This window comes from Nostoc sp. DSM 114161, from assembly GCF_052692665.1.
Window position 1 is genome coordinate 2215360 of sequence record NZ_CP195141.1, and the last position, 24355, is coordinate 2239714.

Here is a 24355-nt window from a genome sequence, read left to right on the forward strand (position 1 = left end):
AAGTATTTAAATTTCTATAGCTGATCGTATTTTCCTAAATTGTCTTTAATTATATTTCGTAACATTTTAGCTAAACTTCCACGTTTGAAAAACCAAAGAATATTGAGAGCACTACGGGTAAAAGAATCGTTGATAAATTGATTAATTAACCGAGGAACAATAACCTGAATACGTTGTTGTATTTGTTTTTCAAGAGATTTAAAGTTTTCTTTTTTATATTTAGGCCAAGGTGGTAAATTAACTTCTTTTTTTGCCGAACCAACCAGAGGAATTATTGGTAGAAAGATATCTTGTTCTCCTTCCTTTTCAACTTGCAATTGCGGGTTGTTTCTCAGTGCTTTTGGCCACGAATCGAATAATGGATTAGAAGCTGGTAAGACAAAATATTTTTGAAGAAATCTTTGGCAATTACGACGACCAAGTATATAGTCGTGATGGCGAAATTCCTGTGATAGGAAACCACCAAAAGCATTGAGACTACCGCAAGCTAAAGGTTTTTTAAGACCGTTATCGCTACGTTCGGGAGCAATCAAAAAGCGGCTGTAAACATCTTCATCCAAAGCGAGAATTAATTCATCTGGTTTGAATCTATTTTGATTGATAAAACTCTGAAATATTCGCGATACTACGTTGAGTAAATTATTTTTTGGATTCATTGCACCCACATCATTGGGAAATGGATCTATTAACAAAGTAGCTCGGTTTGCTTGCTCCCCATCGCGGGGATTTCGCTGTTGATTACCTCGCAGCGCCAAGCGAACTAATTCTATCGGTTCGTTGCTAATAATCCCGCCATCTACTGTTACAAAATCATAGGAACCTTGGGTTAGTAAATCTTTATCAGGACTGATACAGCGATACTCCGAACACGTCCCCGTTAGCGTTGGGTTACGAACAGGTATTTCCCACTTACGTTTTTCGTATTCATCGATACTACTTCGTTTAAGATCGCGAGGAGGAAACCCCACAGGAAAAGCGCTGCTGGCTAATGCTGACTCAACCAACAGTTTCCAATTACCGATATCAATTTTATCAGGATTTAGAGCGATCGCACCTTCAACCTCATCACTTTTGTCACCAATGGCAAAATGCATGAAATCTGCATGTTTAACCATACAATGTCCTTTAATGCTGGAATTTGCTCCTTGAGATTTAATTACATAAGGAACACCACGCAAATTAGTAATACACAAATAAACTTCAAATGGATCGTCAATATAAGGTCGTTTTTTACCTGTAGATTTTAACTTGATAACTTCTTCTCCAAGCTCGTCAAGAATAGTAGGATCTAGAAAAGACAAAACAGGAGCTTTCGGATTTTCTAAATCCTGAGTTTTTAAAAGTTCGGAGACATCTATTCTTTGTACCCAACTTTCATAAAGCTTATTCCTTACCGGATTATTCAATGGATATCCAACTACAGGGGTAATGTCACTATATAATGACGATGCTGTAATTGCAGCAACAATCGCACCTGCGGATGCTCCAGACATCGCTTTAATGAAAACATCATGGGGTGGAATTTCCCATTGTGAAAAATCATCGCCATACTGCTGTTCTTGCTTTGATTTTTGTTCGTACCATTGATCTAAAGCTTCAAAAAGAAAGTCAATTACACCAGAAGTGTACGCACCGGCTGAAACAGCGCCAGCCATGACTAAACCAATTTCAAAATGTGGTAATTTATTTTCCATATATAAATTCCTTATTTGTAAAGTTTAGAATTCAGAATTCCGAAGAATTAAATAATCAGGATAAAATTTGATGAATGAATATAGTCCTACTAAATAATTGGTGAGAAAAATCTATTGTTTATTAGCGGCATGTTGCAAAATAACATCGCTTGCTTTTTCACTAATCATGTAGATTGGGGTAACTATAAAGAATCCAGGAATAAAAGGAAACACAGATGCATCTACCACGCGTAAATTCTGTGTTCCATAAACTCGGAAATCGCTATCTAAGACTGCCATTGTGTCATCTTTGCGTCCAATTTTACAAGTACCACAAGCATGGTGTCCCCAAGCTTCATCTTTGATAAATTGCTTGATTTCATGTTGTTCATCTATACTTTTTCCTGGTAACATTTCGGCTTTTGTAAACAACTGAGTTCGTTCTGTCAAGCGTCTGACAAATTCGACTCCTTCGACAACAGATAATAAGTCTTGTTCGCTGACATCATTACCTTCATCAAAATATTTAAAATTAATTTCAGGAACATCTCTAGGGTCAGTTGTTTTCAGCGTTACCGAACCGGCTGTGTTATTGGTATGAGCCTTAAGTACAGCCCAGGTAAACAGGTTTTTATATTTACCAATGTCTTCAGAATATTTGAGAAAATAACCTTTGAAAAAAGCTGGTAATCCAAAAATAAATAAGTCAGGTTCTGGCCTATCTGTATGTGATTTTTTGATAATTCCTAAAACTGCTCCATTAGTTACATATACACCTGATTTAGAACGATTCCATTCTAATAAACAAGTATCATTAATTTTCTTTCCGGGTTCTGGTTCGGTAAATGTACAGTTATCGAGGATGCTAAAGTTTTGATTCATTTCACTTACGACGCCGACTTCGTAGCGATCCTGTAAATTCGTACCAACTCCCGGAAGATCCACGCGGACTTCTATTCCTAAATTAGTTAATTCTTCTTTCGGGCCAATTCCAGATAATTTGAGGATTTGGGGAGTATTAAAAGCGCCTCCAGACAAGATAACTTCTCTTTTTACAAATACTGTTTGGCTATTTTGGGAGTTATTTTCTGTTTTCTCAGCTTGAGGATCGGCACGATATATGTGTTGACCTTCAAGATACTCTACACCGATCGCAGTATTATTTTCATCAAATAAAACCTTGGTTACCAATGCATGAGTTTTCACTATCAATTTATCGGGAAACTGGCGTTCGGTTTCGCGAATATATTCTCTCGTACCAGTACGTTTTCCATCTTTAACAGCAAGTGGAACAGAAAAAACACCTTCCCCGCTGACTTTGGTAATTTTCCAGTCATTCGGGTCTAAAAGTGTATCTAAAAACTCCAGAGGATCTTTTTGCCGGAGTTTGAGAAAAGCTAATATATTAGCCAAGAAACTCTTAAAAATGACCTTAATAACTTGGGGTAAACTTTTACCCTGTTCTCCTAAAGCTTGAATCGCAGATTTAACGATAACTTTTAGGAGTTGGCGATCGCGCACAACTAACTTAGGATCTGCTAAATTGGTTGTTAGCCAGCCATCAAAGCCGTGGCGAGTAGGATTATCATTGAGATTAATGGGGCGATCGAGATAATTGCAGCGCTCTAGCCTTTCAAAATACTTCCGCATATTATCGCTATTCCAGGAAGCATCTCCTGTAATTTCTGCAATTTTGTCCCAGTCGCTATTGTGAGGATACACCGTAATCATCGCATTATGAGCAGTGCATCCCCCCAACGTCCCGGCTCGCGGATACAGAATACCCTGATGCTCTGGGCTAAACTTAGAATCACGTTTTTGCTGCTCCTCATTGGAGTAGTGCTTAACAAAAAAATCCCACCTCAAATCGTTATCTTCCGTCGCCCGCGCATGAAAAGCTGGTACTGAATAAGTGTACCGTTCCTTATCTTTACCCTTTTCATCGCGTAACGGATCTCCACCTGCTTCTAATAGCAAAACCTTGTAACCTGCTTTTGCTAAATTCGCAGCTACCGGGCCTCCTCCAGCACCGGAACCAACAACAATATAGTCGTATTCAGCTTCTTTATTCATAATTTTTGTTAATTCAAATATATCAAAAAATTTTGGATTTCAGATTGTTGATTGACTCTATAGTTTATCAAAATCTCAAACTCACTTTCTCTTTTTTAACTCTTCTCTCTGCGCGATCTAATCATTCATTGCCTAAAGACGCGATTTATCGCGTCTCTACAAAAGTGCTGTTTCGATTAACGATTGCGGAATCTTTGATGTCTAAAAAATAGTTGGCTATCCCCATAAAATGATGATAAAAATTCCGACGTAGTTTCAATGTGTCCGATAACTTTAGCTTTTTGACGATTATTCTTTTCCTCCGTAGCATCTTCTGGACTAACGCCATAGACAGTATATAAATATGTTCCAGTTGAAATTGTAGCCAGGTCATTCCTAAAGTCATGTGGCGGACTTTCAGCAAACTTGATATTTGGGTTAGGAACAAGAAATACTTGTGCGGGATAATAAGCTTTACTTTCTCTTTGACCGTGTTGGTCAATTTCTCCCAAATCTTCTAAATACAGTTTGGTGGGATATCTGGTAACTCGCGTAAATATTAAGTTGGTGACAATCGGGCCAAGACTTTTAGCTATGGGAACGATATTTGATAATTCATTTGCAAAGAAATTATAATTTTTGTCTTGCCCAACTAAAGATACCAAAGCTGAGAAATTACCAGAAGGATTGCCATCTACAAATAACTTGAGTGCTAGACCTGGAGCAAAACCGCGATCGCTCGGATCTCCAGTAACAGATAATCGCAAAACTCCGTAGTCTGCTCCCTTAAATAAACCCGAAAATGGAGTATTATTTGTCGGAATAAACTTGATTTTCGCCACACTTCCGTGGGCGTGAATCGCTTTCTTCCAATTACTAGGAGCTTCGTCTAATTGACGATCCATCTTAGTTTTGAGAGCAGTGAAAAATAAACCAACAATATCAATTTTTCTCAACGGCGGAAGTTCGTCATATTTCGACTTGAGAATTCTAGAATTCCATAAAAAATCTTGTTTTTGAGCAGCTTTCCAGGACTGATAATCATCAGGCAAAGAACCCAAATCCTGAGCATTAGGCCAAAATTTCTGAATTTCTTCTAAGTGTTGCATGATGTTTCTGTGATTGGGGAATGAGGAGATGAGGAGATGGGGAGATGGGGAGCGGGGGAGCAGGGGAGCAGGGGTGTTGTACAAGTGCTTTCTCCTCTGCCCCTCTGCCCCTCTGCCCTTCTGCCCCATGCCCGATTTAACCGACCTTTCTCCAAGGTTTAAAGCCGTTGCTGACGCCGAAGAAAGCAGGTGCTAGTTCGGGATAATGACGGCGGAGGATTGTTAAGAAGGTGTTGTTGTCAATCCAATCCAATCCAAATTGAGTGTAAACTTCAGCTGTGTAGTCTTTGGTAAAAAAGCGATCGCTTTTCAGTCTTCGAGATGCCATGAGAATAAACACGCGAAAAGCGGTATCGCTAAAACCAAAACCCTCTGGGAGATCTTCTGCAAATAAACCCACCATCAAATCTACGCTGTCAATGTCGTTGTTATAGACTTCGCGTAATTCTTTAACCCATTGTTTATTACTTGTAATCTCTTCAAAAGAATTAACTTTACCCCGACCCAATAATTCACGAAAACGGTTATAGCGAGGAACGCCTCTTTCTCTGTCCCGCAAAATATCAACAGCAGCTAAATCGAATGCTGGCGTGTCGTCTCCTAACAGTTCTCCTGATAGCTGCCGCAAAAAGCGGGGATAATTATGCAATCTCACTGCACCAGGGTAAGAAGTTCCAAAAGAGTAAAACAAATCTTGCATGGAAATTTCTTTTAAAGTCCCACGAGTGTTTTTACCAGCAATTTCAGGAAATTGTTTTTTGTGTAACAATTTGCCATTCTTAACTGCGTGGAACTCCAAGTCATCTGGAATTAGAGGATGCATCCGATATACAGATACGAATTCTTGGGTGAGGTAATAGGGAGCGGTATGATGGTCAGTTGGAGAACCAACAATTCCACTCAACAATTCACTCTCACCAATGCGACCCCAACGCTTTTTAAAATCCTCTCCGAGTAATCCCCACCAGTTGGAATTTAAGGCAATGTCCGTGGCAGGATGTGGCAGGATGGCAGGAGTCCATTCAACAGTATGAATTTTAGCTGTCAAAGCTGCGACAATTAGGCGGGCATGGTCGAAAAGTTCGTCATCCGTCCACTCAGGATATATTCTCTTTAAATGGTCGCAGACCGTATTATGTTCTTTCACAAATAAGGTGTGCAACATGCTTAAGCCGACCCACCAAGCACCCGCAAAGCCTACCTTATCAATGCCGTTTTCTGCGTGAAATGGTAATAAGCCGTCTTCACCAATCAGCATTTTTCCGTCAACATGAGAGCGCAGTGCGTTAATGGTTTCTTGATTACTGCCATAAATTTGTGAAGCATCCCACCAGTGAGTAACTTCATTAATAAAACTGGGAGGCTTGTTAGTATCTCCGGTACGGCTTTTGTCTTCTAAGGTTTTGTTGATTGTCAGCCGCCCGTGTTCTGTTGACCACGGGTCATTCTCCTCTATGGGAATTTCAAATTTTTTATCGCGCTGGTTCCCGCCATGACTGAACCAATCATGTGTTTGAAATTGAATCCATGAAGCAGCGAGTAAATTCAAGATTGTCGCAGGTTGGAATTCACCTCGTGCTAATAAGACTCGGCTGACAGTGCGCGGATTTGGGGTAAGTACGTTTTTTTCATCAAATTTGGCATCTTGCAGCGGCACATTGCGCCCGAACCGAGTTCCAGCCATACCCATTTCTGGATGCTCAAGGTCATTGTAACTGCCATCTGCGCTGCGAACTTTCAATTTGCGATCGTCTGCGATGGGAGCAGGCTTAGGTAGCTGGTCGCTATTCGGTAGTTGCGAAGTATCGTGGAGGTTTTCTTTTCTTAGCTTTCCACGGAATTGAACTAATTTTAAAAGTGCAAAGGGAGTTGGCAATTTATGCCACGGAATTCCAGACATGATTTCATCTCCTGGCAAATTATTTCAAATTTCGTCAACCCTAGATATCAAGGCTATTTGATGTTAAAAGCTTCCTTGATGCCTACAACAAAATAACAAAATTACTGGAATTGCCCCATACTTTTAAGAGGTAATTTATAAAGAAAATCTTAAGCTTTTATGTGCATTAAACTAATGTGATGCACAGCCATTAATGGTGTGTTACGGCGTAAAAATTGGTAAATTAATTGAGCAATTACACCTGAAATTGCGCCTAACACAACGGCAGTGATAAGTGGCATAAGCCATTATTCATCTTGCTTTACATCGTTGGACTTTAATATTTACTTTACAAATGGACTCTAAAATAGATGGTCGTGATAATAAATTCAGTGCAAAATTACAAGCAGCAATAAAAACTTGCAGCAAGTAGGGCAGTAATTTTTATCTTCGGTCAATCCTGCTCCCGATTTCCATCATCAACACAGACGATCCCCACTAATGTGGTTAATTGAATGATGCAATATAATTTTTATTTTATCAACTGAATTTTAGTAACTTAACATCTGAAGTTAAGAGATATTTTGTAAATGTTTGTGAAGTAAAAAAATGTTATTTTTTGGACAATTTAAATCTTAAAAATAATGGTGAATAGGGCATTGGGCATTGGGCATGGGGAAAGGGAAAGGCATTGATTTTTAATTATTCTCCTCTGCCCCTCTGCTTCCCCTGCCTCCCCTGCTCCCCCTGCCTCCCCATCACCCCATCCCCCTAGTCCCCCTGCGGATGCTCATCCCACAAGGTTGTCATTTCTCGTAAACTTTGATGATTGCCATTACCCAAAATGAGATGATCTAGTAGGGGAACGCCTAAAAACTGTGCCCCTGCTAACAACTGGCGCGTCAATTCTATATCTTCTTGGCTGGGTTCGAGGTTACCGGAAGGGTGGTTGTGGGCAACTATTACTCGCGTTGCGCCTTGGCGAATAACTTCCCGAAAAATTTCACGGGGAGAGGCTAGGGTTTCGGTTGCAGTGCCAATAGTAATTACTTGCGTACCTAGCAAACGATTTTTAACATCTAACAGTAAGACTGCAAAACGTTCTTGTATTTGCCACATCAAATCTTGACTGAGGGTAGCAGCAGCAGCAAGCGGACTATCAATTAATGTCCCTTCTGAGGGTCGAGATTGAAAAGTGCGTTTGCCTAATTCAATTGCTGCTAAGATACTTGTCGCTTTGGCGGGGCCAACACCGGGAATTTGCATCAATTCTGCGGGTGAAACTTCTCGCAATGCTGCCAAAGGATCGCGCTGATGTTTGCCCAATTCACTCAAGATATATTGTCCCAAACCCACGGCTGACAGTTTCCCTGGCCCTTGACCTGTGCCTAATAGAATTGCGATTAATTCGGCTGTGCCTAAAATTTTGGCACCATGCGTCATTAGCCGTTCGCGCGGACGCTCATCTAAAGGTAGGTCAGCAATTCTTAGGCAATAGGTCATAGAAAACTCAGGGAATAGTCACCAAAGATGGAAGTATCTTTAGTTATCCCTTGTTTGCTTTGCAAATTATCTTTATTTGAGAAAATCTTTAATTTTGAGGATTTCTAGGGTCACCTGATTTGCAACTTCCTCAGGGAATACTAAAAATATTATGATTTTTTGACGATCGCTATGTTTGACGAGCTATTCAACAATCTCCAAAGTTTTATTGGGTCTAAAATTCAAGAAGTCGGAAAAGAACTGGAAAAACGCTTCGGTGTTCCGGAAGCCGCAGAGCCATTTGTGCTGATTCGTCGATTCACTACTGCTGATTCTACAATTACCAGGGGAGGCATTAAAACTGTAGGAGAAACCTGGGAAATTGAAGCTTATGACGATAATACTCAGCGGTTGATAAGCAGTGTCGATCCTTTGCGAAATGTCATCTTGTTTGAAGTTGCAGAACCCGATGTCCAAGAGTGTGTTTTTGCTTGTCAATTTAACGCGAAAGCTTTAAACACAGAAAAACCAATCAAAGTAAGCTTAGGTTTACGTAAGCCAGGACAGTGGGGTGCAATGACAACAACTTCATGGTGTACAGGAATTTCGCCAACTCAAGATTTTCAGCCTTACGAAGTGCGTGCCCATTTTAAAAAAGAAGCGGATGGTGCAAAAGTTCAAATTAGCGTGCAATTTGAGAGTAGTGGCATTCTTGAGATTAGAGACATTGAACTGCTGCAAGCCCCTGTTAAGCCACAATCATAAGTAATATTTCAAGTTTAATGCTACAGGCTGCGCCTAACACGGAAGCGTTAAGGCGGAAGCTGCTACAGCTTGCGCGGAACACGCAAATGTGAAGGCGGAAGCTCTTACAGGGAAGGCAGAAGGTCTTACAGGGTGCGCGAAACACGGAAATGTCAAGGCGGAAGCTCTTACAAGGAAGGCAGAAGCTCTTACAGGGTGCGCGAAACACGGAAATGTCAAGGCGGAAGCTCTTACAGGGAAGGCGGAAGCTCTTACAAGGAAGGCGGAAGCTCTTACAGGGAAGGCAAAACAGAAAAATTTGTTGGTATATGCAGGATTTTACTGTTTTACCTTCCCTACTTTGTTGATTTGGATTTGAGCGATATCTGCGACAAGCCGCTAAGAGCGTCTACGCTGTTGAAGCTTTATTCTTCTGAGTTTGAGTTATCCAAACACTTCACCCAAAATTCAACTAGTCTGTAATTGGTGCTAGCTTTGATAAGAGAATTTTATATGGAAGCAGCACACTATGTCATCCCCGGCGTAGTTTACCGCCGTAGGCATCGCCACTGTAGTCAAGATGATGGAGTCTTTGTCTATTGAGGCACAGGATAAAGTCGCAGAGCATCTTCGAGAATACATTAATGACTTGCAAGATGAAATCCAGTGGAACGAATCCTTCCAGAGAACACAACAAAAACTTGTAGCTGCTGCACAACGCGCTAAACAAGAAATTGCTGAGGGAAAGGCTAAGCCACTGGATTATGACCAACTATGAAGTCCGCAGTACTTCCCTCATTTTGGGTTGAATATAGGCATTTAAGCGACGATCTAAAGCAAAGCGCTAGAAAAGCTTATCGTTTGTGGGCAAAAAATCCATTTCACCCCTCTTTGCATTTCAAGTGTATTAATACCCAAGAGAATATTTGGTCTGTCAGAGTAACAAGAAGTTATCGAGCAATTCGGGTACTAGAAGGTGATATGCTTACATGGTTTTGGATTGGTAGCCATGATGACTATGAAAAGTTCTTTTCATAACTTGTCAGTAGTCCAATATTGTGATGTTACGGCTAGTCAAAATTAAAAGTTATGTTTGACCAGTTGTATTTTACATAAACATTTGCGTTGCTTTGAGCATGTGGTAAGTAATTATTAACTGGGTGAGAGCTAGGTGATAACTTTGGAGTGTTTCCCCAGTTGTACCAGCAATTTTGCCAAGTTCTGGATTGCTTTGGCGATCGCAAATACTTCTTATACCAATTCAATTAATGATTGCAACATATCTTTGGGTAAAGACGCGATGAATCGCGTCTCTACAAATGGTCTATTTGTTGCATTATTTTTTGAAATTGGTAAGTAGAAGGACTAAATTAAACCTAACTTGAGGTTGCCGGGTTTCGACTACGCGGAAGTTGAATCTCGACTACGCTCAACTTCCGCGTAGTCGAAACTCAACCCTCATTTTCTCAAGGTTGGAGCATTGAGCGCAGCGATGCCCTGAGCTTGCCGTTGGCGAAGCCTCTCGTAGAGAAGGGTCGAAATGCGTCTTCTAAATAATTATGTCCACTTACTTATTAGGACATAAACATAGCGTTAAACCTCCACATCAAGAGATTTTTAAGCCTATTGCCTGTTCCCTGCTATATATACATTTGCGTTGCTTTGAGCATGTGGTAAGTAATAATTAACTGGGTGAGAGCTAGGGGGTAACTTTGGAGTGTTTCGCCAGTTGTACCAGCAATTTTGCCAAGTTCTGGATTGCTTTCGCGATCGCAAATACTTCTTAAATGCGGCATATCAGAACAGATAATATGCTCTAACTTATTCACCTGTTCCAAGGTGGCATGACCATCAACTTCTAAGACATCTACAGGTTTGCCCATATCCCTGTCTAGTCCCAGGCGGATGGCTGAATCGGAATTCCCGCCAGAGTTGGTAATTGTGGTGAAATCTGGGTGAGGAATTGTTGGACGCAGTACCAAGCGCACATTTAGATGTCCGTTGGTTTCATCTTCTTCTTCGGTGGGTGGGTAGAAACTAATAACAATATCAGACCATCCCCGCTGGGGACGGATAAATTCTGCTGAGTCTGGTTCGCGCTTTTCTAGTTCTGCCAAGACTTGTTCGGGAGTGTAGCCCCGCTTTTGGGTGTCTCGTTTGACTTTCCACTGAGCGCGTATATTTTCGGGAGGCGCTAGGTAAACTTTTACGTCATAAGAATCGCGGGCGGCACGGGTCGAATAACCGAGTAATCCCTCAATAATCACGAATTTATTGGGCTTGATATACTGCGGTGGCTCGAATGTGCCTGTTTTATGGCTGTAAACTGGCTTGAGAATCGGCTGTCCTGTGCGTAGTAGCGACAGGTGTTGCTGCATAATATCTAAGTAGTTGCAGTCTGGGTGGAGGGCGGTGATGCCAATTTCTGCACGTTGTTGGCGATCGTAACGGTGGTAATCATCTGTGCAAATCAGCGTTACATTTTCCGGGCCGAGTACTTGAGCGATTCCTCGCGTTAGTGTTGTTTTACCAGCTGCGCTGTCGCCTACAATACCAAGAATTATTGGACGGCTCATCCTTCCTCCCACAATAAAAACTAGCTTAGTAATAAAATTTTCCCGTAATAGTTTTAATTCTAGAAGGGTTTAAGCGAGTAACTCAAACAATGACTTGGTATGCAATATCTCTACACATAGGAGAATTCAGAATTCAGAATTCAGAATTGGCAAGTAAAACATGGCTTGATGTTTGCTACCAGATAAATGTTGTTGTACTTCATCCTTGCTCAAATCTGTTTTAATGATAGATTTTATGTTAAATAGACCTCTTGCAAAAGTCCCCTAACACCCCACCCCCAGCCCCTCCCCGCTCACGGGGAGGGGAGACTTTGACGTAAGTCAAAGGCGGGGTGGGGTTCTTTTTTTTGATTTATGCAAGAAGTCTAATCTACTTTCAGCCGCAGATACTCAATTTTGATACACGCATCCATTACAATGTTGAGTCCTGCATTTAGAGCTTTTTGTGCTGATGGTTGATGCGAGATGCCCAATTGTGCCCACACGGTTTTAGCGTTAACGGCAATTGCTTCGTCTACAATTTCTGGCAAGTATTCAGAACGGCGAAATACGTTAACAATATCCACAGGTTCTGGTAACTGCTCAAGTGCAGCATAACTGGGCTTGCCGTCAATTTCTTTAACTAGCGGGTTGACTGCATAGACTGTGTAGCCGACTTGTTGTAAGAATTGGGCGATTTGATAGCTGGTGCGATGGCGTTTATCAGAGTGACCGACAACAGCAATAATTTTGGCTTGGCTCAACACCTCACGCAGGGCATTATCATCTTCTTTCAAGTTTGGCATGGTCTTATGGCAAGGGAGCGACGCTCCTTGATAGTCTTATTGTCGCAAGTAGGCTTCACCACGAGTTTTGATAGCATCTAATTTCCTGATTTTGAGTCTCGCAAGCGAGTAGCTGCGGTCAGAATTTGTTTGCTTTCAGCATCTTCAGGTTTGAGACGAAGTGCTTCATTCAAATCTGCTACCGCGCCTTTGTAGTCTTTTTGTATGAAACGGAGTGACCCGCGAGCTTTGAGAGCTGGAAAGTTTTTCGGTTCGAGCCGAATTATTTCGCTAAAATCTGCTAATGCCCCTTGGTAGTCTTTCTGTTGAAAGCGAACTCCTGCCCGTATTTGCATAGCCTCAATATCTTCAGGTTTGAGAACAAGTGCTTCATTCAAATCTGCTACCGCGCCTTTGTAGTCTTGCTGTATGAAACGCAGCGAACCACGAGCTTTGATAGCGTCAAAATATTTAGGTTTGAGTCGAATTGCTTCGTTAAAATCGGCTAAAGCTCCTTGGTAATCTTTCTGTTGAAAGCGAATTTCCCCACGATTTTTAAAATTGCTGGCATCTTCTGGGTCGAGACGCACAGCTTCATTTAAATCAGCGATCGCTCCTTTTAAATCTCCCTGTGTACCGCGGATCAAACCCCTAAGTGAGTAGGCTGTGTCTTCTATGTATTCTGGATTTAAGCGAATTGCTTCATTTAAATCAGCCAGCGCTCCTTTTAAATCTTGTACGCCAAAACGTCCCGCACCACGAGTAAAGTACGCCCAAGAACTAGGATTTTTTTTAACAACTTGATTTGATAGTTCTAGTGCTTCTTGAAAACGTCCTGTTCCAAATAATATCAAGCTCCGAAAAATCTGAACGCTAGTATCATCGGGGTCTAATTTTGCTACTTGGTTAAAGGATTCTAATGCTTGTGGTAATCGTTCTAAGCCAAGAAGTGTCAGCCCATGAAAGCGCCAAGCGGAAGTAAAATTTGGTTCTATTTGTTTAGCGCGATCGAAAGATTTTACGGCTTCTTCGTATTCTTTACTAATCATCAGCACAAAGCCGCGTAAATACCAAGCTTGATAAAAATTCGGCTGAAGTTCAATTGCTTTTTCAATACCTTTGATTGCTTCTTTTCTTTCTCCTTCTCCTATGGTTCCTTCTTGAGAGTTTCGTGCGATTTGCCAACCATAATTGAGCCAATCAATGGCATCTGCATTATTTTTGGGTTTTTCGATTTTCAGTAAAGCTTCTAGAATTGAATTTGTTTCTTGGGCAGTCAGTGGCGGTGGTAAAGTATTCTCGACTCGCAATACAGGAGTCATACCAGCTGACTGGGCCCAACGGACAAAGCTACGGATGGGAACTCCCCAACTAAAACCCAATGTAATTAAACGAGGCTGACCATTTTTGTCAGTAATTTTTTCTAGTTCTGCTGTTCCGTGAATGCCAATGACTCGGCCGCGAGTATCTAATACTGGGCCGCCACTCATGCCTTGCTCAGTCAAATTTGTATAAACTAATTCATATCCATAACTCAAAGATAAAGAGTTCTTGGCTACAATAGACGCAAATATTTTGGATGCTACGTTTCCGGTTGTCAATTGGCGTTGTGTTTGAACATTTCCAGGTTTTTGTCCTTGCCATCCGGAAACGAAAATGAAGTTTTTATCTTTAACTATGTCGTAGTTTGCTATGGTGGCAACGCGGTAATCTTGTTCGCTAGTAAACTGTAATATGGCTAAGTCTGTGTCTGGCACAGTTTTGAGATTATTGTCATTCACCCGGATTTGATGTTGTTTGCCATCAGGGGTGATTATCTCTAGAACGGTGCGATCGCATTTTTGAGATCCTCGAACGACGTGTTCTGCTGTCAGGACGCTGTAGGTATTTCCCTGTTTGGCAATCATTACTCCCGATCCGCTACACTCGCGTAAAGTCGGCACATCTATTCGCACCGTAATTTCTTCGGCGATGTTGTTAACTTCATTGGCGATGGGAGGAAGGCTTGGGGTTGAGGGTGCGTTAGCTGCGGGTAAGGTTTCTTTGGTAGTATAACTAGGAGCTAACCGAGCAAATGTTTGGATGGGAATTCCCCAACTATAACGACTCATTAAATCTCGTAAAGCTTCGGTCGGTTGGGAACCATCTTCATAAACGTAAGGGTTTCCCCAAAGCGGATAGGCATGGATACCGTTGATACCAATTACTTGTCCGCGACGATTCAGTATCGGCCCGCCGCTCATACCCTTTTCAATTTCGTTGCTGTAGCCTATTTGATATCCTTCTTTAAAAGCTCGGTCTGGTACTAACAAGATTTGGCCTGCTTTGAAGACAAACCCCTGGGACTGAGATGGATTCCCCTCAAAGGGAAATCCGGCTGCGTATATTGGTTCGTTAACTGCGATGGTTGATAAATTTCCCAGAGGGGCTAAGCTATAGTTTCCAGTAGCGCGGAACTCCAATAAAGCCAAATCCTTGCCTTGGAAGTTTACTCCTTTAACCAAATTGCCTTGGTAGATTTTCCCGTCTGCTGTTTGAATTTGAACGGGTTTGCCGGATTCTAAAACGTGTTGATTGGTGATAACCGTATAAGTTTGACCTTGCTTTTTGAGTAAAATCCCTGAGCCTCGGTTTTCACCAGATAAAACCTTTACGGTTATGGTTCTCGCTAATTGTTTGATTTGTTCTGGCGATCGCTCAGAATTTGCCTGTTGAGCATAAACTGTTGGGGAAAAAATGCTCAGATAAACAGTTTGTATAGGCAACGTCAACAGTATGCCCATCCAGGCGATCGTAGCCCGCGAGCGATTGAAGATTAATTTTTGTTTCATGTTGCTTTTACCGCTTGCAAATTTCTATACAAATATGCTTAACGAGCATTCCGCTACTTAACTAAACTGAGTATTAGTTTTGCCCCTCTGGCGCTTTTTCACTCAGTAACATGCTCATATCGATGTATATTTGAGAAGAAGCATCTTCAGATTGCAGAATTGGGCCGCGAGCGCGATAACCAATTTCTACAAGGCTTTGCAATACTGAACTTGCGTCTTTATGAGATTTGAGTGTGAAGAGTAATTGACTGCAAGGGCCGCCGTATTGGCTAGCAGCGCAGATCACGGCTTGATTGCCAGAAATACCAGAGGTCAAGTAGTTCAAGATACCTTTTTCATAGGCACTCTGAAATCTAGAAGATACTTCTTGGCAGCGTATTTTTGGAGTGTAGTTGCCTAAAGTTTTAACCCAGCGAATCACGGGAATCTTCTTATTGTTGTAGTTTTTCGCGTATGTCGTCCATACGCCATCGTTACTTTTTTCACAAAAGTAAGTTTTAGCTTGAGCAAAACTGGGTGGAGTGGTGCTAGCAATGCTACCCAGAGCAATTGTACCTGCTGTCAGTACTTGCAAAAATAGCTGGGGTTTCATCGTTGGTAGTTCTCACTAAGATATGAGGAAAGCATAAATACTATGTATTTACCACAAAACCACAACAATATTACATTGTAAAATAATGTAAAAAATTATTCACGTATAAACCAAGCTATTGATTAAACCCCTAATCGGACTTATACCATTAATTTACTAATTAATTTCTAAGGAATTAATCATAGCTTGTGCTGTTTGTAAATATTTTGAATATTTAGCAACATCAGCCGTATAAGTCATAATATAAGCTTTATTATTTTTGACCATCCAAACTTGCAAGCGTTGAATTTTTACTCCTTCCTCTTCAAGAGTGTAAATTACTTGATAGGCAGGTCGGTTTGTGAGTTGAGTTTTACCCTGTTCTAAAATTTTTGTATTTGAATCTGACTGTTGAATTTCATCCAAATAAAAGTTAGTAAATTGTTCTAATTCTCTCCGCTCTTCTGGTAAATCTTGAATAATTAAATTAACATTTTCTAAATAGCCATCTGTTGCAGATTCTTTGGGAGAAATAAATTTCACCACATTGCCAGTAATCCGGTCAGGAGTTCCAGTATGTTCCCAATTTGCAGGATATTTGATGGCGATCCCATAAACAGCATTATTATAATTTTCAAGATGATTACGCGGAATGAAGATAAATAAAAAGGCAATAGAAGTAGCTGCGATCGCTATTCCTAAACCAATAAAAGTTTTTCGCAAAACTGATTTTTGAGGATGATGAGCTATCTTCAGTTGTTGCAGGGCTTGTAATACTTCTGTTGCCGAGTGATATCTTTGCCGAAAGTCATATTTGACCATCTTATCGATAATTTGCGCCAATCCAGAACTAACTTTTGCTTGGTCGCGCCAGATGATTTCACCTGTAAGATGATCTCTGGGTAATTGCATAGGATTTAAATGAGTAAGAGCTTCGATCGCAATAATCCCAACTGCATAAATATCACTGCATAATTTGGGTTGACCTTGGCTTTGTTCGCTGGGTATGTAACCGGGCGTACCAACCACAACCGTTGCCGTCATTTGTCCCTGAATATTCATGCCTTGAGAACTGATTTGTTTGACTGCTCCAAAATCAATCAGAACAATTTTCCCATCCTCTTGACGCCGCATTAAATTCGAGGGTTTAATATCTCTGTGAATGACATTATGCTGATGGAGGAATTCTAACGGCTCTAAGATATCTTGCAACAGAGCAATTACCTTTTCTTCACTCCACTGTTTGTTGCGATTGATTTCCCGACTCAAGTCGTACCCGTCAACAAATTCTTGAACTAAATAAAACTTTTGGTCTTCTTCAAAATGTGCCAACAAACGCGGAACCCGGTCATGATTACCTAAGCGGTTGAGTACTTTAGCTTCCGTCTCAAATAGCCGTCGCGCATGAGACAAAGTATTGATATCCGTTGCTTTAGGCGAAAAGTGCTTCACAACACACTGGTCTTTATCAGGCAATTTCCTATCAATAGCTAGGTAAGTAGCACCAAAACCACCTTCTCCCAGTTTGCTGATAATTTCGTAGCGCCCATCCAGGATTTTGCCTATCATCAGATTTACCAGTGTGTTCGATTCACCTGAAATTTTGACATGGAATATTATTTCTTGATAATACAAATAATTGTAACTATTTATATATTTAATATACAGAAAGCGAATTTTCTACATAGTAAGTAGTGCCAAATTTTACTCAATTTTAACGATTGGCTGAGAAAATCCGGAAAATGAAAGTAATTTGTATTGAAAGGAGAAAATTCAAAATTCATTGACAACATCTCTGGAAATATTCTTTAATCTCAGCCTACAAAGCTCCTTAAACGCCTATGCTAACGATTGGGTTAGGCCGCTGGACTATATGCGTAAGTAAAACAGTCGAACAAAGGACAAAGTGTAAATGAGTAACATTCTAGATACTGCCATTGAAGCGATCGCAGCTCGTGAAGTTCTTGATTCACGGGGTAGACCGACAATTGAAGCCGAAGTGCATGTAGCCAACGGTGTCGTAGGACTAGCGCAAGTCCCCAGTGGTGCCTCCACTGGCTCTTTTGAAGCCCACGAACTGCGCGATGGCGATAAAAGCCGTTATGGCGGCAAAGGAGTCCTGAAGGCGGTACAAAACGTCAAAGAGGTATTTGCCCCAAAATTACTTGACTTGGATGTTCTCAACCAAGAACTATTAGACCGCACAATGATTGCGATCGATGGTTCTCCTAACAAATCCAATTTGGGGGCGAATGCGATTTTGGCGGTTTCCCTCGCAGCAGCCAAAGCCGGCGCCGAATCTCTAGCAATTCCCCTGTATCGCTATTTGGGCGGCCCGCTAGCAAATTTACTGCCAGTACCGTTGATGAATGTGATTAACGGCGGCGCACACGCAGCAAACAACGTCGATTTTCAAGAGTTTATGATTGTCCCAGTTGGGGCGACTTCCTTCCGCGAAGCCTTGCGCTGGGGTGCCGAGGTATTTGCTACCCTCAGCAAGGTATTGGATGAGAAAGGTTTGCTGACTGGCGTAGGCGACGAAGGCGGCTTTGCCCCTAACTTAGAATCCAATCAGGTAGCTTTAGAATTGCTGGTTGCTGCGATTGAGAAAGCTGGATACAAGCCAGGTGAAGAAGTAGCTTTGGCGTTGGATGTAGCGGCTAGCGAGTTTTACAAAAACGGTCAGTATGTTTACGATGGTAAACCTCATGCCCCTGCTGAGTTTATTGATTACCTCGGACAGCTGGTTGACCAGTATCCCATCGTCTCAATTGAAGATGGTTTACACGAAGAAGATTGGCAAAGTTGGCAATTGCTCACCCAGAAATTAGGTTCGCGGGTGCAATTGGTGGGAGATGACTTGTTTGTGACCAATGCTACTCGCCTGCAAAGAGGCATCCAAGAAAAAGCCGGTAACGCCATTTTGATTAAACTCAACCAAATTGGTTCGCTCACTGAAACTTTAGAAACAATTGACTTGGCAACTCGCAACGGTTTCCGTTCAGTAATCAGCCATCGTTCCGGTGAAACCGAAGACACAACCATCGCCGATTTAGCCGTAGCCACCCGCGCCGGTCAAATTAAAACAGGTTCCCTATGTCGCAGCGAACGCGTAGCAAAATATAACCGCTTGCTGCGAATTGAAGATGAACTAGGCGATCGCGCCGTGTATGCTGGTGCTGTAGGCTTAGGGCCGAAGTAGACAGTAGGGGGAGTAGGGAATAGGGAGTAGGGAGTGGGGTAAGCTAATACGCATTTAATTTGCATATTGTTGATTTTGTAGAAAAAGCATCAATCCTTCTCCCCCGCACCTCTGCCCCTCTGCTCCCCTGCTGTCTAAATGTGCAAATTAAGTGCTTAACAGCTTATTTCCCCATTCCCCACTCCCCATTGTTCACGGATAAAATCCCAACTTCGGCAACCCCAAGGTTTCATCCCAGCCCATCATCAGGTTTAAGCACTGAATCGCTTGACCCGCTTGGCCTTTAATCAGGTTGTCAATTGCGGAAACGACAATCACGCGACCTGTGCGCTGGTCAACTTCTACGCCGATGTAACAAAGATTGCTGCCGTTAGCCCATTTGGTTTGGGGGTAAACGCCGCTACCGCAGACTTTTATCCAAGGAGAATTGCGGTAGAAGGCAGAGAATATTGTAATCAAATCGTCTCGCACGAGGCCGGGATCGCGCATTGTGGCGTATACGGTTGCCAAAATGCCGCGCACTATTGGGACGAGGTGTGGTGTAAATTGAATCGTTAATTCGTGACCTGCTAAATCACTGCAAATTTGCTCAATTTCTGGGGTATCGCGGTGACGGCCAATGTTGTAAGCTGCGATGGAGTTGTCTGCTTCAGCTAGTAATAAATTAGTTTTGGCTTGCCGTCCGCTGCCGGATGTGCCAGACTTGGCATCGATTATCGCTGTTTCCGGCACGATTAAACCTTGCTTTAACAGTGGCGAAAGTGCAAGCAAACTCGCAGTGGGATAGCAACCAGGACAGCCAATAAGTTGAGCTTCGGCAATGCGATCGCGGTATAGTTCTGGTAATCCATAAACAGCTGTCATAGCAGTAGAGCGATCGTTTCTTTCAATACCATACCAACTTGTATAAGTTGCCAAATCGCTAAACCGATAATCTGCACTCAGATCCAGTACTTTACATCCTTTCTCCAACAGTGTGGGCGCAATTTGGCAAGCCAGACCATCTGGTAAAGACAGGAAAACTACTTCACAGCGTTGAGCAATGATTTCTGGTTCTACCGCCTCTATTGGCAGATTAGCTGTATGAGCCAAGTGAGGGTAAAGATCCCCCAAGGATCTACCGATACTGTTCTCACCACCTAAATAAACCAGCTCGACTTCTGGATGATCCATCAACAGCCGTACTAACTGTACTCCGCCATAGCCCGACGCGCCAACAATCCCAACGGGTACGCGTCTAAAATTGCCCATGATCCCAAATCCTTATCCCATGAATGGTTAATTCTTTCCCAGCCATCAACATATCAGCCACCACATGCAGATGAGGTAGCAGGGGGAGCAGGGGGAGATAAGGGAGAAAATACTTCTCGATCTCCCCATCTCCCCATCTCCCCATCTCCCCATCTCCCCATCTCCCCATCTCCCCATCTCCCCATCTCCCCATCTCCCCATCTCCCCATCAAAAATTGCCATGTTATCAAATCATTGCTAGTCTACTTCTCTGGCTTATAAAGGAGCTACAATCTAAAAGAAGAAATTGTTAAAAAAATTTACGTTAGGTAGCTGGAATTTCTGTGTCACAGCCTAAGACTACCCAAGTTTTTCAATTTGATACAATTGATGCCGCCTTGGCAGACCTCAAAGCCGGTCGTGTCATTGTGGTGGTAGATGATGAAAATAGAGAAAATGAAGGCGATTTGATTTGTGCTGCCCAATTTGCCACACCCGACACGATCAATTTTATGGCGGTGGAAGCAAGAGGGCTAATTTGTTTGGCAATGACAGGCGATCGCTTAGACGAATTAGACTTACCCTTAATGGTGAGCAATATTACAGATACTAACCAGACAGCCTTCACTGTTAGTATCGACGCCGGCCCGCATTTGGGTGTGACAACAGGCATTTCAGCCGAAGACCGCGCCCGCACTATCCAGGTTACTCTCAATCCAGCTACAACACCTACCGATTTACGTCGTCCCGGACATATTTTTCCCATTCGGGCGAAAGCTGGAGGCGTACTCAAACGCGCAGGACATACAGAAGCAGCTGTAGACTTAGCTCGGTTAGCAGGGTTATACCCAGCTGGGGTAATTTGTGAAATTCAAAACCCCGATGGCTCAATGGCGCGGTTGCAGCAGTTAATTGAATATGCTAAACATCACAATTTAAAAATTATCAGTATTGCAGATTTAATTAGTTACCGCCTCAAACACGATCGCCTAGTGTATCGTGAGGTTGTTACTAAGCTGCCAAGTCAATTCGGTCAGTTTGAAATTTACGCTTATCGCCACACCTTGGACAATACAGAACACGTGGCAATTGTCAAGGGCGATCCAGCTAATTTCAAAGATGAGCCGGTGATGGTGCGGATGCACTCAGAATGCCTAACTGGCGATGCTTTGGGTTCTTTGCGTTGCGACTGTCGAATGCAGCTGGTTGCGGCACTCAAAATGATTGAAAATGCGGGTCAAGGTGTCGTTGTATACCTGCGGCAAGAAGGGCGGGGAATCGGCTTGATTAATAAACTCAAAGCCTATTCTTTGCAAGATATGGGGCTGGATACAGTAGAAGCCAACGAGCGTTTGGGATTTCCCGCCGACTTGCGCGATTACGGTATGGGGGCGCAAATGCTCATGGATTTGGGCGTTAAAAAGATTCGTCTAATTACCAATAATCCACGTAAAATTGCTGGAGTTAAAGGTTATGGATTGGAAGTAGTCGATCGCGTGCCATTATTAATTGAGGCCAATGACTACAATTCGTATTACCTAGCAACAAAAGCTAAAAAGCTGGGTCACATGCTGTTACAGACTTATTTGGTAACAGTGGCAATTCACTGGCAAGATGACCCGCAGTTGGTGACAAAACGCTATGAACGTCTAGAAAAACTGCGACATTTGGCGAGAAGTCACGATTTATTATTGCAGGAAGAGGCGCGTCCGTTGGCGATCGCTTTATTTGACGAACCATCTTTAACAATACACTTAGGTTTCGATCAGCCAAAAGTTGCTAGCTGTGACTGGTATCGCCAAAGCGGTCATCCTTACCTGCAAGCAATCTTCCAGATTCTAGATAAACTCGTAACTTTACCGTACATCCAAAAACTAGAATTTCTGATTTCTTCTGGTAGCGATCCTTTGAGTAATTTACAAGTTCAACTAGATCGACAGGTGTTCTCGGATGGTACACTGCCTTCATCGATTAGCGATCGCTTGGAGACACAGCAAATTTACAGCTTTAGCAAATAGGGACAAACTATGTCCTCATATTCGTAGCATTTATCTAAATTTGTAATCTAGCTCTAGCCTTTTGGCTAGAGCTATTTGTTTATTATGCTTGTATGCTTAAATTAATAATTCGGTCTGAAAATAGTACTTATAACTTTTGCTATTTTCAATAATTTATATTTTATGCGAACATAACTAATTAAGATTACAGTTATGCTTATTGAATTCAGTGTAGAAAATTATCGTTCGATACAGGAAAAACAAACATTGAGTCTGGTGGCATCTGAAGATGAAAAGATGCTACATACTAATAGTTTTATGATGCCGAACACTGATAAACTACGCTTACTTACCAGTGCGGTAATTTATGGCCCTAACGCTTCAGGTAAAAGCAATTTGCTGCGGGCTATGCAAACGCTAAGAAGACTAGTAATGAACTCGGCTACTAAAATGCAAGTTGGTGAAAAGTTACCTATTGAACCATTTAAACTAAATAGCGAATCAATAAAAAATCCTACTAATTTTGAAGTAATTTTTATTTATCATGGTACTCGTTATGAATATAGAATATCTCTCAATCGAGAACGGGTATATGGAGAGTGGTTAATTGCTTATCCACATGAACATCAACAAAATTGGTTTTCTCGCCAATATATACCAGATAATCCCAAATTTCAAGCAGATGAAGGATACAAATGGTCTTTTGGCAAAGGACTAAAGGGAGAAAAATTACGTATTAAAAAATTTGTGCGTTCTAATTCTTTGTTTTTATCTCATGCAGCACAAAATAATCATCCTCAGTTAACAGAGATATTTGAATGGTTTCAGGATGAAATAAATATTCTTAACCCAAGTTCTCATGCTATGGGATTTACTCTGAGCATATTTGATGAAGATGAGAATTTTAAATCAAGAGTTGCTAAGTTGTTGAGTGAAGCAGATATCGGTATTTCAGGAATCAAAATAGAGCATAAACCGATACCTGAAGGACTATCTTATTTATTAAACCAATTGAACCAATTTTTTAAGCAGGAAACTGAACAGCTAGAAAAATATGTTATTGATGATATCCAAAAAGTAGATGTGATAACTCTTCATAAAATGAATGATTCTGATAAAGAAATAGAATTTGATATGGATGATGAGTCTGATGGTACACAACGTTTATTTGAAATGGCTGGGCTGTGGTTATATGTATTACAAGACGGAGAAGTATTGTTGGTAGATGAATTAGATAGAAGCTTACATCCAGTCCTTTCCAAAGCATTACTTAAAATGTTTAACGATCCAGAAATTAATAAAAATAATGCTCAATTAATATTTACAACTCATGACACTATACTTTTAGATGCAGAAATATTACGGCGAGATCAAGTTTGGTTTACTGAAAAAGATAAAAGTATGACTAAGCTATATTCATTATTAGATTTTGAACCTCGTGAAGACGAATCACTACAAAAAGGTTATCTACGAGGCAGGTATGGCGGAATTCCTTTTATTAATGGCCTAAGTATTTAAGGAATATGCCAAAAGGAAAATCTACTAATGATTTAAGGCGACGTTCAGGAAATAAAAAACCTAGAGACAACTTTTTAATTGTAGTTGAAGGGCAAGAGACAGAATATAATTATTTTAATGCTTTAAAACAAAACTTAAAGTTATCAACAACAGACATTAGAATAGTTTCTGCTTCCGGTGGTGACCCTCTCAAAATTATAGATAAAACCTGTAGCTTAGTTCAAGAAAATAAATTAGAAACTGAAAAAGGTAACCAACTCGAATTTGACCGAGTTTTTTGTGTTTTTGATGACGATAATAAAATTGAAAAGTTTAAGCAAGCGCTTTTAAAAGGTCAGGAAAATAATTTTATCAGTATAACATCAATCCCTTGTTTTGAATTTTGGTTTTTAATTCATTATCTTTACACCACTGCTCCTTTTGCTAACTATAAGGAATTATGTCCAAGGCTAGAGGCAGAAATGAGAAAAGCAGGCGTTCTGAAAACAAAAGAAAATTATGATAAAAGTGATGTAAAACTTTACCAGAAACTTAAGCCAAAGCTAGAAGACGCACTTAAAAATTCCGCGAAATTACAACAAAATCACCCCAACGAAGACGGATGTACTAACCCATCAACTAAAGTACATATCTTAGTTCAAGAACTTATAAAGCAAAAAGAATTTAAATGATTTACTATAGCGTTAACTGTTGATTGTTGGTTGTTGACCGTCAACACTCATCAGTC

20 protein-coding genes and 1 pseudogene are annotated in these 24355 nt (G+C 41.3%); 7 read left to right on the forward strand and 14 right to left on the reverse strand.

Annotation, left to right across the window (positions count from 1 at the left end; genetic code table 11):
* Positions 1-14: 14 nt before the first annotated feature.
* The 6 genes from NSTC745_RS09410 to radC all read right to left on the reverse strand — a co-directional run bounded on the left by NSTC745_RS09410 (position 15) and on the right by radC (position 8216).
* On the reverse strand, positions 15-1694 hold the full coding sequence (locus NSTC745_RS09410; protein WP_445636911.1) for a patatin-like phospholipase family protein: 1680 nt from the start codon (positions 1692-1694) through the stop codon (positions 15-17).
* Between the two features lie 111 nt (positions 1695-1805).
* The gene (locus NSTC745_RS09415; RefSeq protein ID WP_445636912.1) at positions 1806-3746 is read right to left on the reverse strand and encodes a GMC family oxidoreductase; all 1941 of its coding nucleotides are present in this window, start codon (positions 3744-3746) and stop codon (positions 1806-1808) included.
* A gap of 176 nt (positions 3747-3922) precedes the next feature.
* Positions 3923-4834, reverse strand: coding sequence for a hypothetical protein (locus NSTC745_RS09420; protein ID WP_445636913.1), 912 nt, complete (start codon positions 4832-4834; stop codon positions 3923-3925).
* Positions 4835-4970: 136 nt separating this feature from the next.
* The gene (locus NSTC745_RS09425) at positions 4971-6734 is read right to left on the reverse strand and encodes a peroxidase family protein (RefSeq protein WP_445636914.1); all 1764 of its coding nucleotides are present in this window, start codon (positions 6732-6734) and stop codon (positions 4971-4973) included.
* A gap of 149 nt (positions 6735-6883) precedes the next feature.
* A complete protein-coding gene (locus NSTC745_RS09430) occupies positions 6884-7015 on the reverse strand; it encodes a hypothetical protein (RefSeq protein ID WP_445636915.1) in 132 nt (43 codons plus the stop codon).
* A gap of 469 nt (positions 7016-7484) precedes the next feature.
* On the reverse strand, positions 7485-8216 hold the full coding sequence (radC, locus tag NSTC745_RS09435; RefSeq protein ID WP_445636916.1) for a RadC family protein: 732 nt from the start codon (positions 8214-8216) through the stop codon (positions 7485-7487).
* A 171-nt stretch (positions 8217-8387) separates the two neighbouring features.
* Here radC and NSTC745_RS09440 point away from each other — a divergent pair, with 171 nt between their 5' ends.
* The 3 genes from NSTC745_RS09440 to NSTC745_RS09450 all read left to right on the forward strand — a co-directional run bounded on the left by NSTC745_RS09440 (position 8388) and on the right by NSTC745_RS09450 (position 9977).
* Positions 8388-8960 (forward strand): hypothetical protein, encoded by a 573-nt coding sequence (locus NSTC745_RS09440; RefSeq protein WP_445636917.1) that lies wholly within the window; start codon positions 8388-8390, stop codon positions 8958-8960.
* A 562-nt stretch (positions 8961-9522) separates the two neighbouring features.
* Entirely contained in the window at positions 9523-9717 is a 195-nt protein-coding gene (locus tag NSTC745_RS09445) for a hypothetical protein (protein ID WP_445638567.1), read from the forward strand.
* Complete coding sequence (locus NSTC745_RS09450; protein WP_445636918.1) at positions 9714-9977, forward strand: ParE family toxin-like protein; 264 nt, start codon at positions 9714-9716, stop codon at positions 9975-9977. The genes NSTC745_RS09445 and NSTC745_RS09450 overlap by 4 nt, the downstream gene beginning before the upstream one ends.
* Positions 9978-10047: 70 nt before the next feature.
* On the opposite strand, the pseudogene NSTC745_RS09455 reads toward NSTC745_RS09450, so the two are convergent.
* The 6 genes and pseudogenes from NSTC745_RS09455 to NSTC745_RS09480 form a co-directional block, all read right to left on the reverse strand.
* Positions 10048-10194 (reverse strand): annotated as a pseudogene (locus NSTC745_RS09455) (phosphoribulokinase); the annotation flags it as partial.
* Positions 10195-10579: 385 nt separating this feature from the next.
* The gene (locus tag NSTC745_RS09460; RefSeq protein ID WP_445636919.1) at positions 10580-11515 is read right to left on the reverse strand and encodes a phosphoribulokinase; all 936 of its coding nucleotides are present in this window, start codon (positions 11513-11515) and stop codon (positions 10580-10582) included.
* 365 nt (positions 11516-11880) lie between these two features.
* Positions 11881-12300 carry a CoA-binding protein gene (locus NSTC745_RS09465; protein ID WP_445636920.1) on the reverse strand — a complete coding sequence of 140 codons (420 nt, stop codon included), beginning with the start codon at positions 12298-12300 and terminating at the stop codon, positions 11881-11883.
* A 77-nt stretch (positions 12301-12377) separates the two neighbouring features.
* Positions 12378-15110 (reverse strand): tetratricopeptide repeat-containing S1 family peptidase, encoded by a 2733-nt coding sequence (locus tag NSTC745_RS09470; RefSeq protein ID WP_445636921.1) that lies wholly within the window; start codon positions 15108-15110, stop codon positions 12378-12380.
* A 73-nt stretch (positions 15111-15183) separates the two neighbouring features.
* A complete protein-coding gene (locus tag NSTC745_RS09475; RefSeq protein WP_445636922.1) occupies positions 15184-15702 on the reverse strand; it encodes a COP23 domain-containing protein in 519 nt (172 codons plus the stop codon).
* A gap of 156 nt (positions 15703-15858) precedes the next feature.
* Positions 15859-17250, reverse strand: a complete 1392-nt coding sequence (locus tag NSTC745_RS09480; RefSeq protein WP_445636923.1) for a protein kinase domain-containing protein — start codon at positions 17248-17250, stop codon at positions 15859-15861.
* A gap of 343 nt (positions 17251-17593) precedes the next feature.
* Here NSTC745_RS09480 and eno point away from each other — a divergent pair, with 343 nt between their 5' ends.
* Positions 17594-18883, forward strand: a complete 1290-nt coding sequence (gene eno, locus NSTC745_RS09485) for a phosphopyruvate hydratase (RefSeq protein WP_445636924.1) — start codon at positions 17594-17596, stop codon at positions 18881-18883.
* A gap of 192 nt (positions 18884-19075) precedes the next feature.
* Here eno and argC read toward each other — a convergent pair whose 3' ends face one another.
* Positions 19076-20134 carry an N-acetyl-gamma-glutamyl-phosphate reductase gene (argC, locus tag NSTC745_RS09490; RefSeq protein ID WP_445636925.1) on the reverse strand — a complete coding sequence of 353 codons (1059 nt, stop codon included), beginning with the start codon at positions 20132-20134 and terminating at the stop codon, positions 19076-19078.
* Positions 20135-20187: 53 nt separating this feature from the next.
* Entirely contained in the window at positions 20188-20343 is a 156-nt protein-coding gene (locus NSTC745_RS09495) for a hypothetical protein (protein WP_445636926.1), read from the reverse strand.
* Positions 20344-20457: 114 nt separating this feature from the next.
* On the opposite strand from NSTC745_RS09495, the gene ribBA reads away from it, so the two are divergent.
* The 3 genes from ribBA to NSTC745_RS09510 all read left to right on the forward strand — a co-directional run bounded on the left by ribBA (position 20458) and on the right by NSTC745_RS09510 (position 24299).
* Positions 20458-22131 carry a bifunctional 3,4-dihydroxy-2-butanone-4-phosphate synthase/GTP cyclohydrolase II gene (gene ribBA / locus NSTC745_RS09500; protein WP_445636927.1) on the forward strand — a complete coding sequence of 558 codons (1674 nt, stop codon included), beginning with the start codon at positions 20458-20460 and terminating at the stop codon, positions 22129-22131.
* Positions 22132-22323: 192 nt separating this feature from the next.
* A complete protein-coding gene (locus NSTC745_RS09505) occupies positions 22324-23628 on the forward strand; it encodes an AAA family ATPase (protein WP_445636928.1) in 1305 nt (434 codons plus the stop codon).
* 5 nt (positions 23629-23633) lie between these two features.
* Positions 23634-24299, forward strand: coding sequence for an RloB family protein (locus tag NSTC745_RS09510; RefSeq protein WP_445636929.1), 666 nt, complete (start codon positions 23634-23636; stop codon positions 24297-24299).
* Positions 24300-24355 lie beyond the last annotated feature (56 nt).

What these genes read in the sequence shown, in the direction of transcription:
- NSTC745_RS09410 (WP_445636911.1), bottom strand. Translation starts at nt 1,694, where the DNA reads ATGGAAAATAAATTACCACATTTTGAAATTGGTTTAGTCATGGCTGGC.
- NSTC745_RS09415 (WP_445636912.1), bottom strand. Translation starts at nt 3,746, where the DNA reads ATGAATAAAGAAGCTGAATACGACTATATTGTTGTTGGTTCCGGTGCT.
- NSTC745_RS09420 (WP_445636913.1), bottom strand. Translation starts at nt 4,834, where the DNA reads ATGCAACACTTAGAAGAAATTCAGAAATTTTGGCCTAATGCTCAGGAT.
- NSTC745_RS09425 (WP_445636914.1), bottom strand. Translation starts at nt 6,734, where the DNA reads ATGTCTGGAATTCCGTGGCATAAATTGCCAACTCCCTTTGCACTTTTA.
- NSTC745_RS09430 (WP_445636915.1), bottom strand. Translation starts at nt 7,015, where the DNA reads ATGCCACTTATCACTGCCGTTGTGTTAGGCGCAATTTCAGGTGTAATT.
- radC (WP_445636916.1), bottom strand. Translation starts at nt 8,216, where the DNA reads ATGACCTATTGCCTAAGAATTGCTGACCTACCTTTAGATGAGCGTCCG.
- NSTC745_RS09440 (WP_445636917.1), top strand. Translation starts at nt 8,388, where the DNA reads ATGTTTGACGAGCTATTCAACAATCTCCAAAGTTTTATTGGGTCTAAA.
- NSTC745_RS09445 (WP_445638567.1), top strand. Translation starts at nt 9,523, where the DNA reads ATGGAGTCTTTGTCTATTGAGGCACAGGATAAAGTCGCAGAGCATCTT.
- NSTC745_RS09450 (WP_445636918.1), top strand. Translation starts at nt 9,714, where the DNA reads ATGAAGTCCGCAGTACTTCCCTCATTTTGGGTTGAATATAGGCATTTA.
- NSTC745_RS09460 (WP_445636919.1), bottom strand. Translation starts at nt 11,515, where the DNA reads ATGAGCCGTCCAATAATTCTTGGTATTGTAGGCGACAGCGCAGCTGGT.
- NSTC745_RS09465 (WP_445636920.1), bottom strand. Translation starts at nt 12,300, where the DNA reads ATGCCAAACTTGAAAGAAGATGATAATGCCCTGCGTGAGGTGTTGAGC.
- NSTC745_RS09470 (WP_445636921.1), bottom strand. Translation starts at nt 15,110, where the DNA reads ATGAAACAAAAATTAATCTTCAATCGCTCGCGGGCTACGATCGCCTGG.
- NSTC745_RS09475 (WP_445636922.1), bottom strand. Translation starts at nt 15,702, where the DNA reads ATGAAACCCCAGCTATTTTTGCAAGTACTGACAGCAGGTACAATTGCT.
- NSTC745_RS09480 (WP_445636923.1), bottom strand. Translation starts at nt 17,250, where the DNA reads ATGATAGGCAAAATCCTGGATGGGCGCTACGAAATTATCAGCAAACTG.
- eno (WP_445636924.1), top strand. Translation starts at nt 17,594, where the DNA reads ATGAGTAACATTCTAGATACTGCCATTGAAGCGATCGCAGCTCGTGAA.
- argC (WP_445636925.1), bottom strand. Translation starts at nt 20,134, where the DNA reads ATGGGCAATTTTAGACGCGTACCCGTTGGGATTGTTGGCGCGTCGGGC.
- NSTC745_RS09495 (WP_445636926.1), bottom strand. Translation starts at nt 20,343, where the DNA reads ATGGGGAGATGGGGAGATGGGGAGATGGGGAGATGGGGAGATGGGGAG.
- NSTC745_RS09505 (WP_445636928.1), top strand. Translation starts at nt 22,324, where the DNA reads ATGCTTATTGAATTCAGTGTAGAAAATTATCGTTCGATACAGGAAAAA.
- NSTC745_RS09510 (WP_445636929.1), top strand. Translation starts at nt 23,634, where the DNA reads ATGCCAAAAGGAAAATCTACTAATGATTTAAGGCGACGTTCAGGAAAT.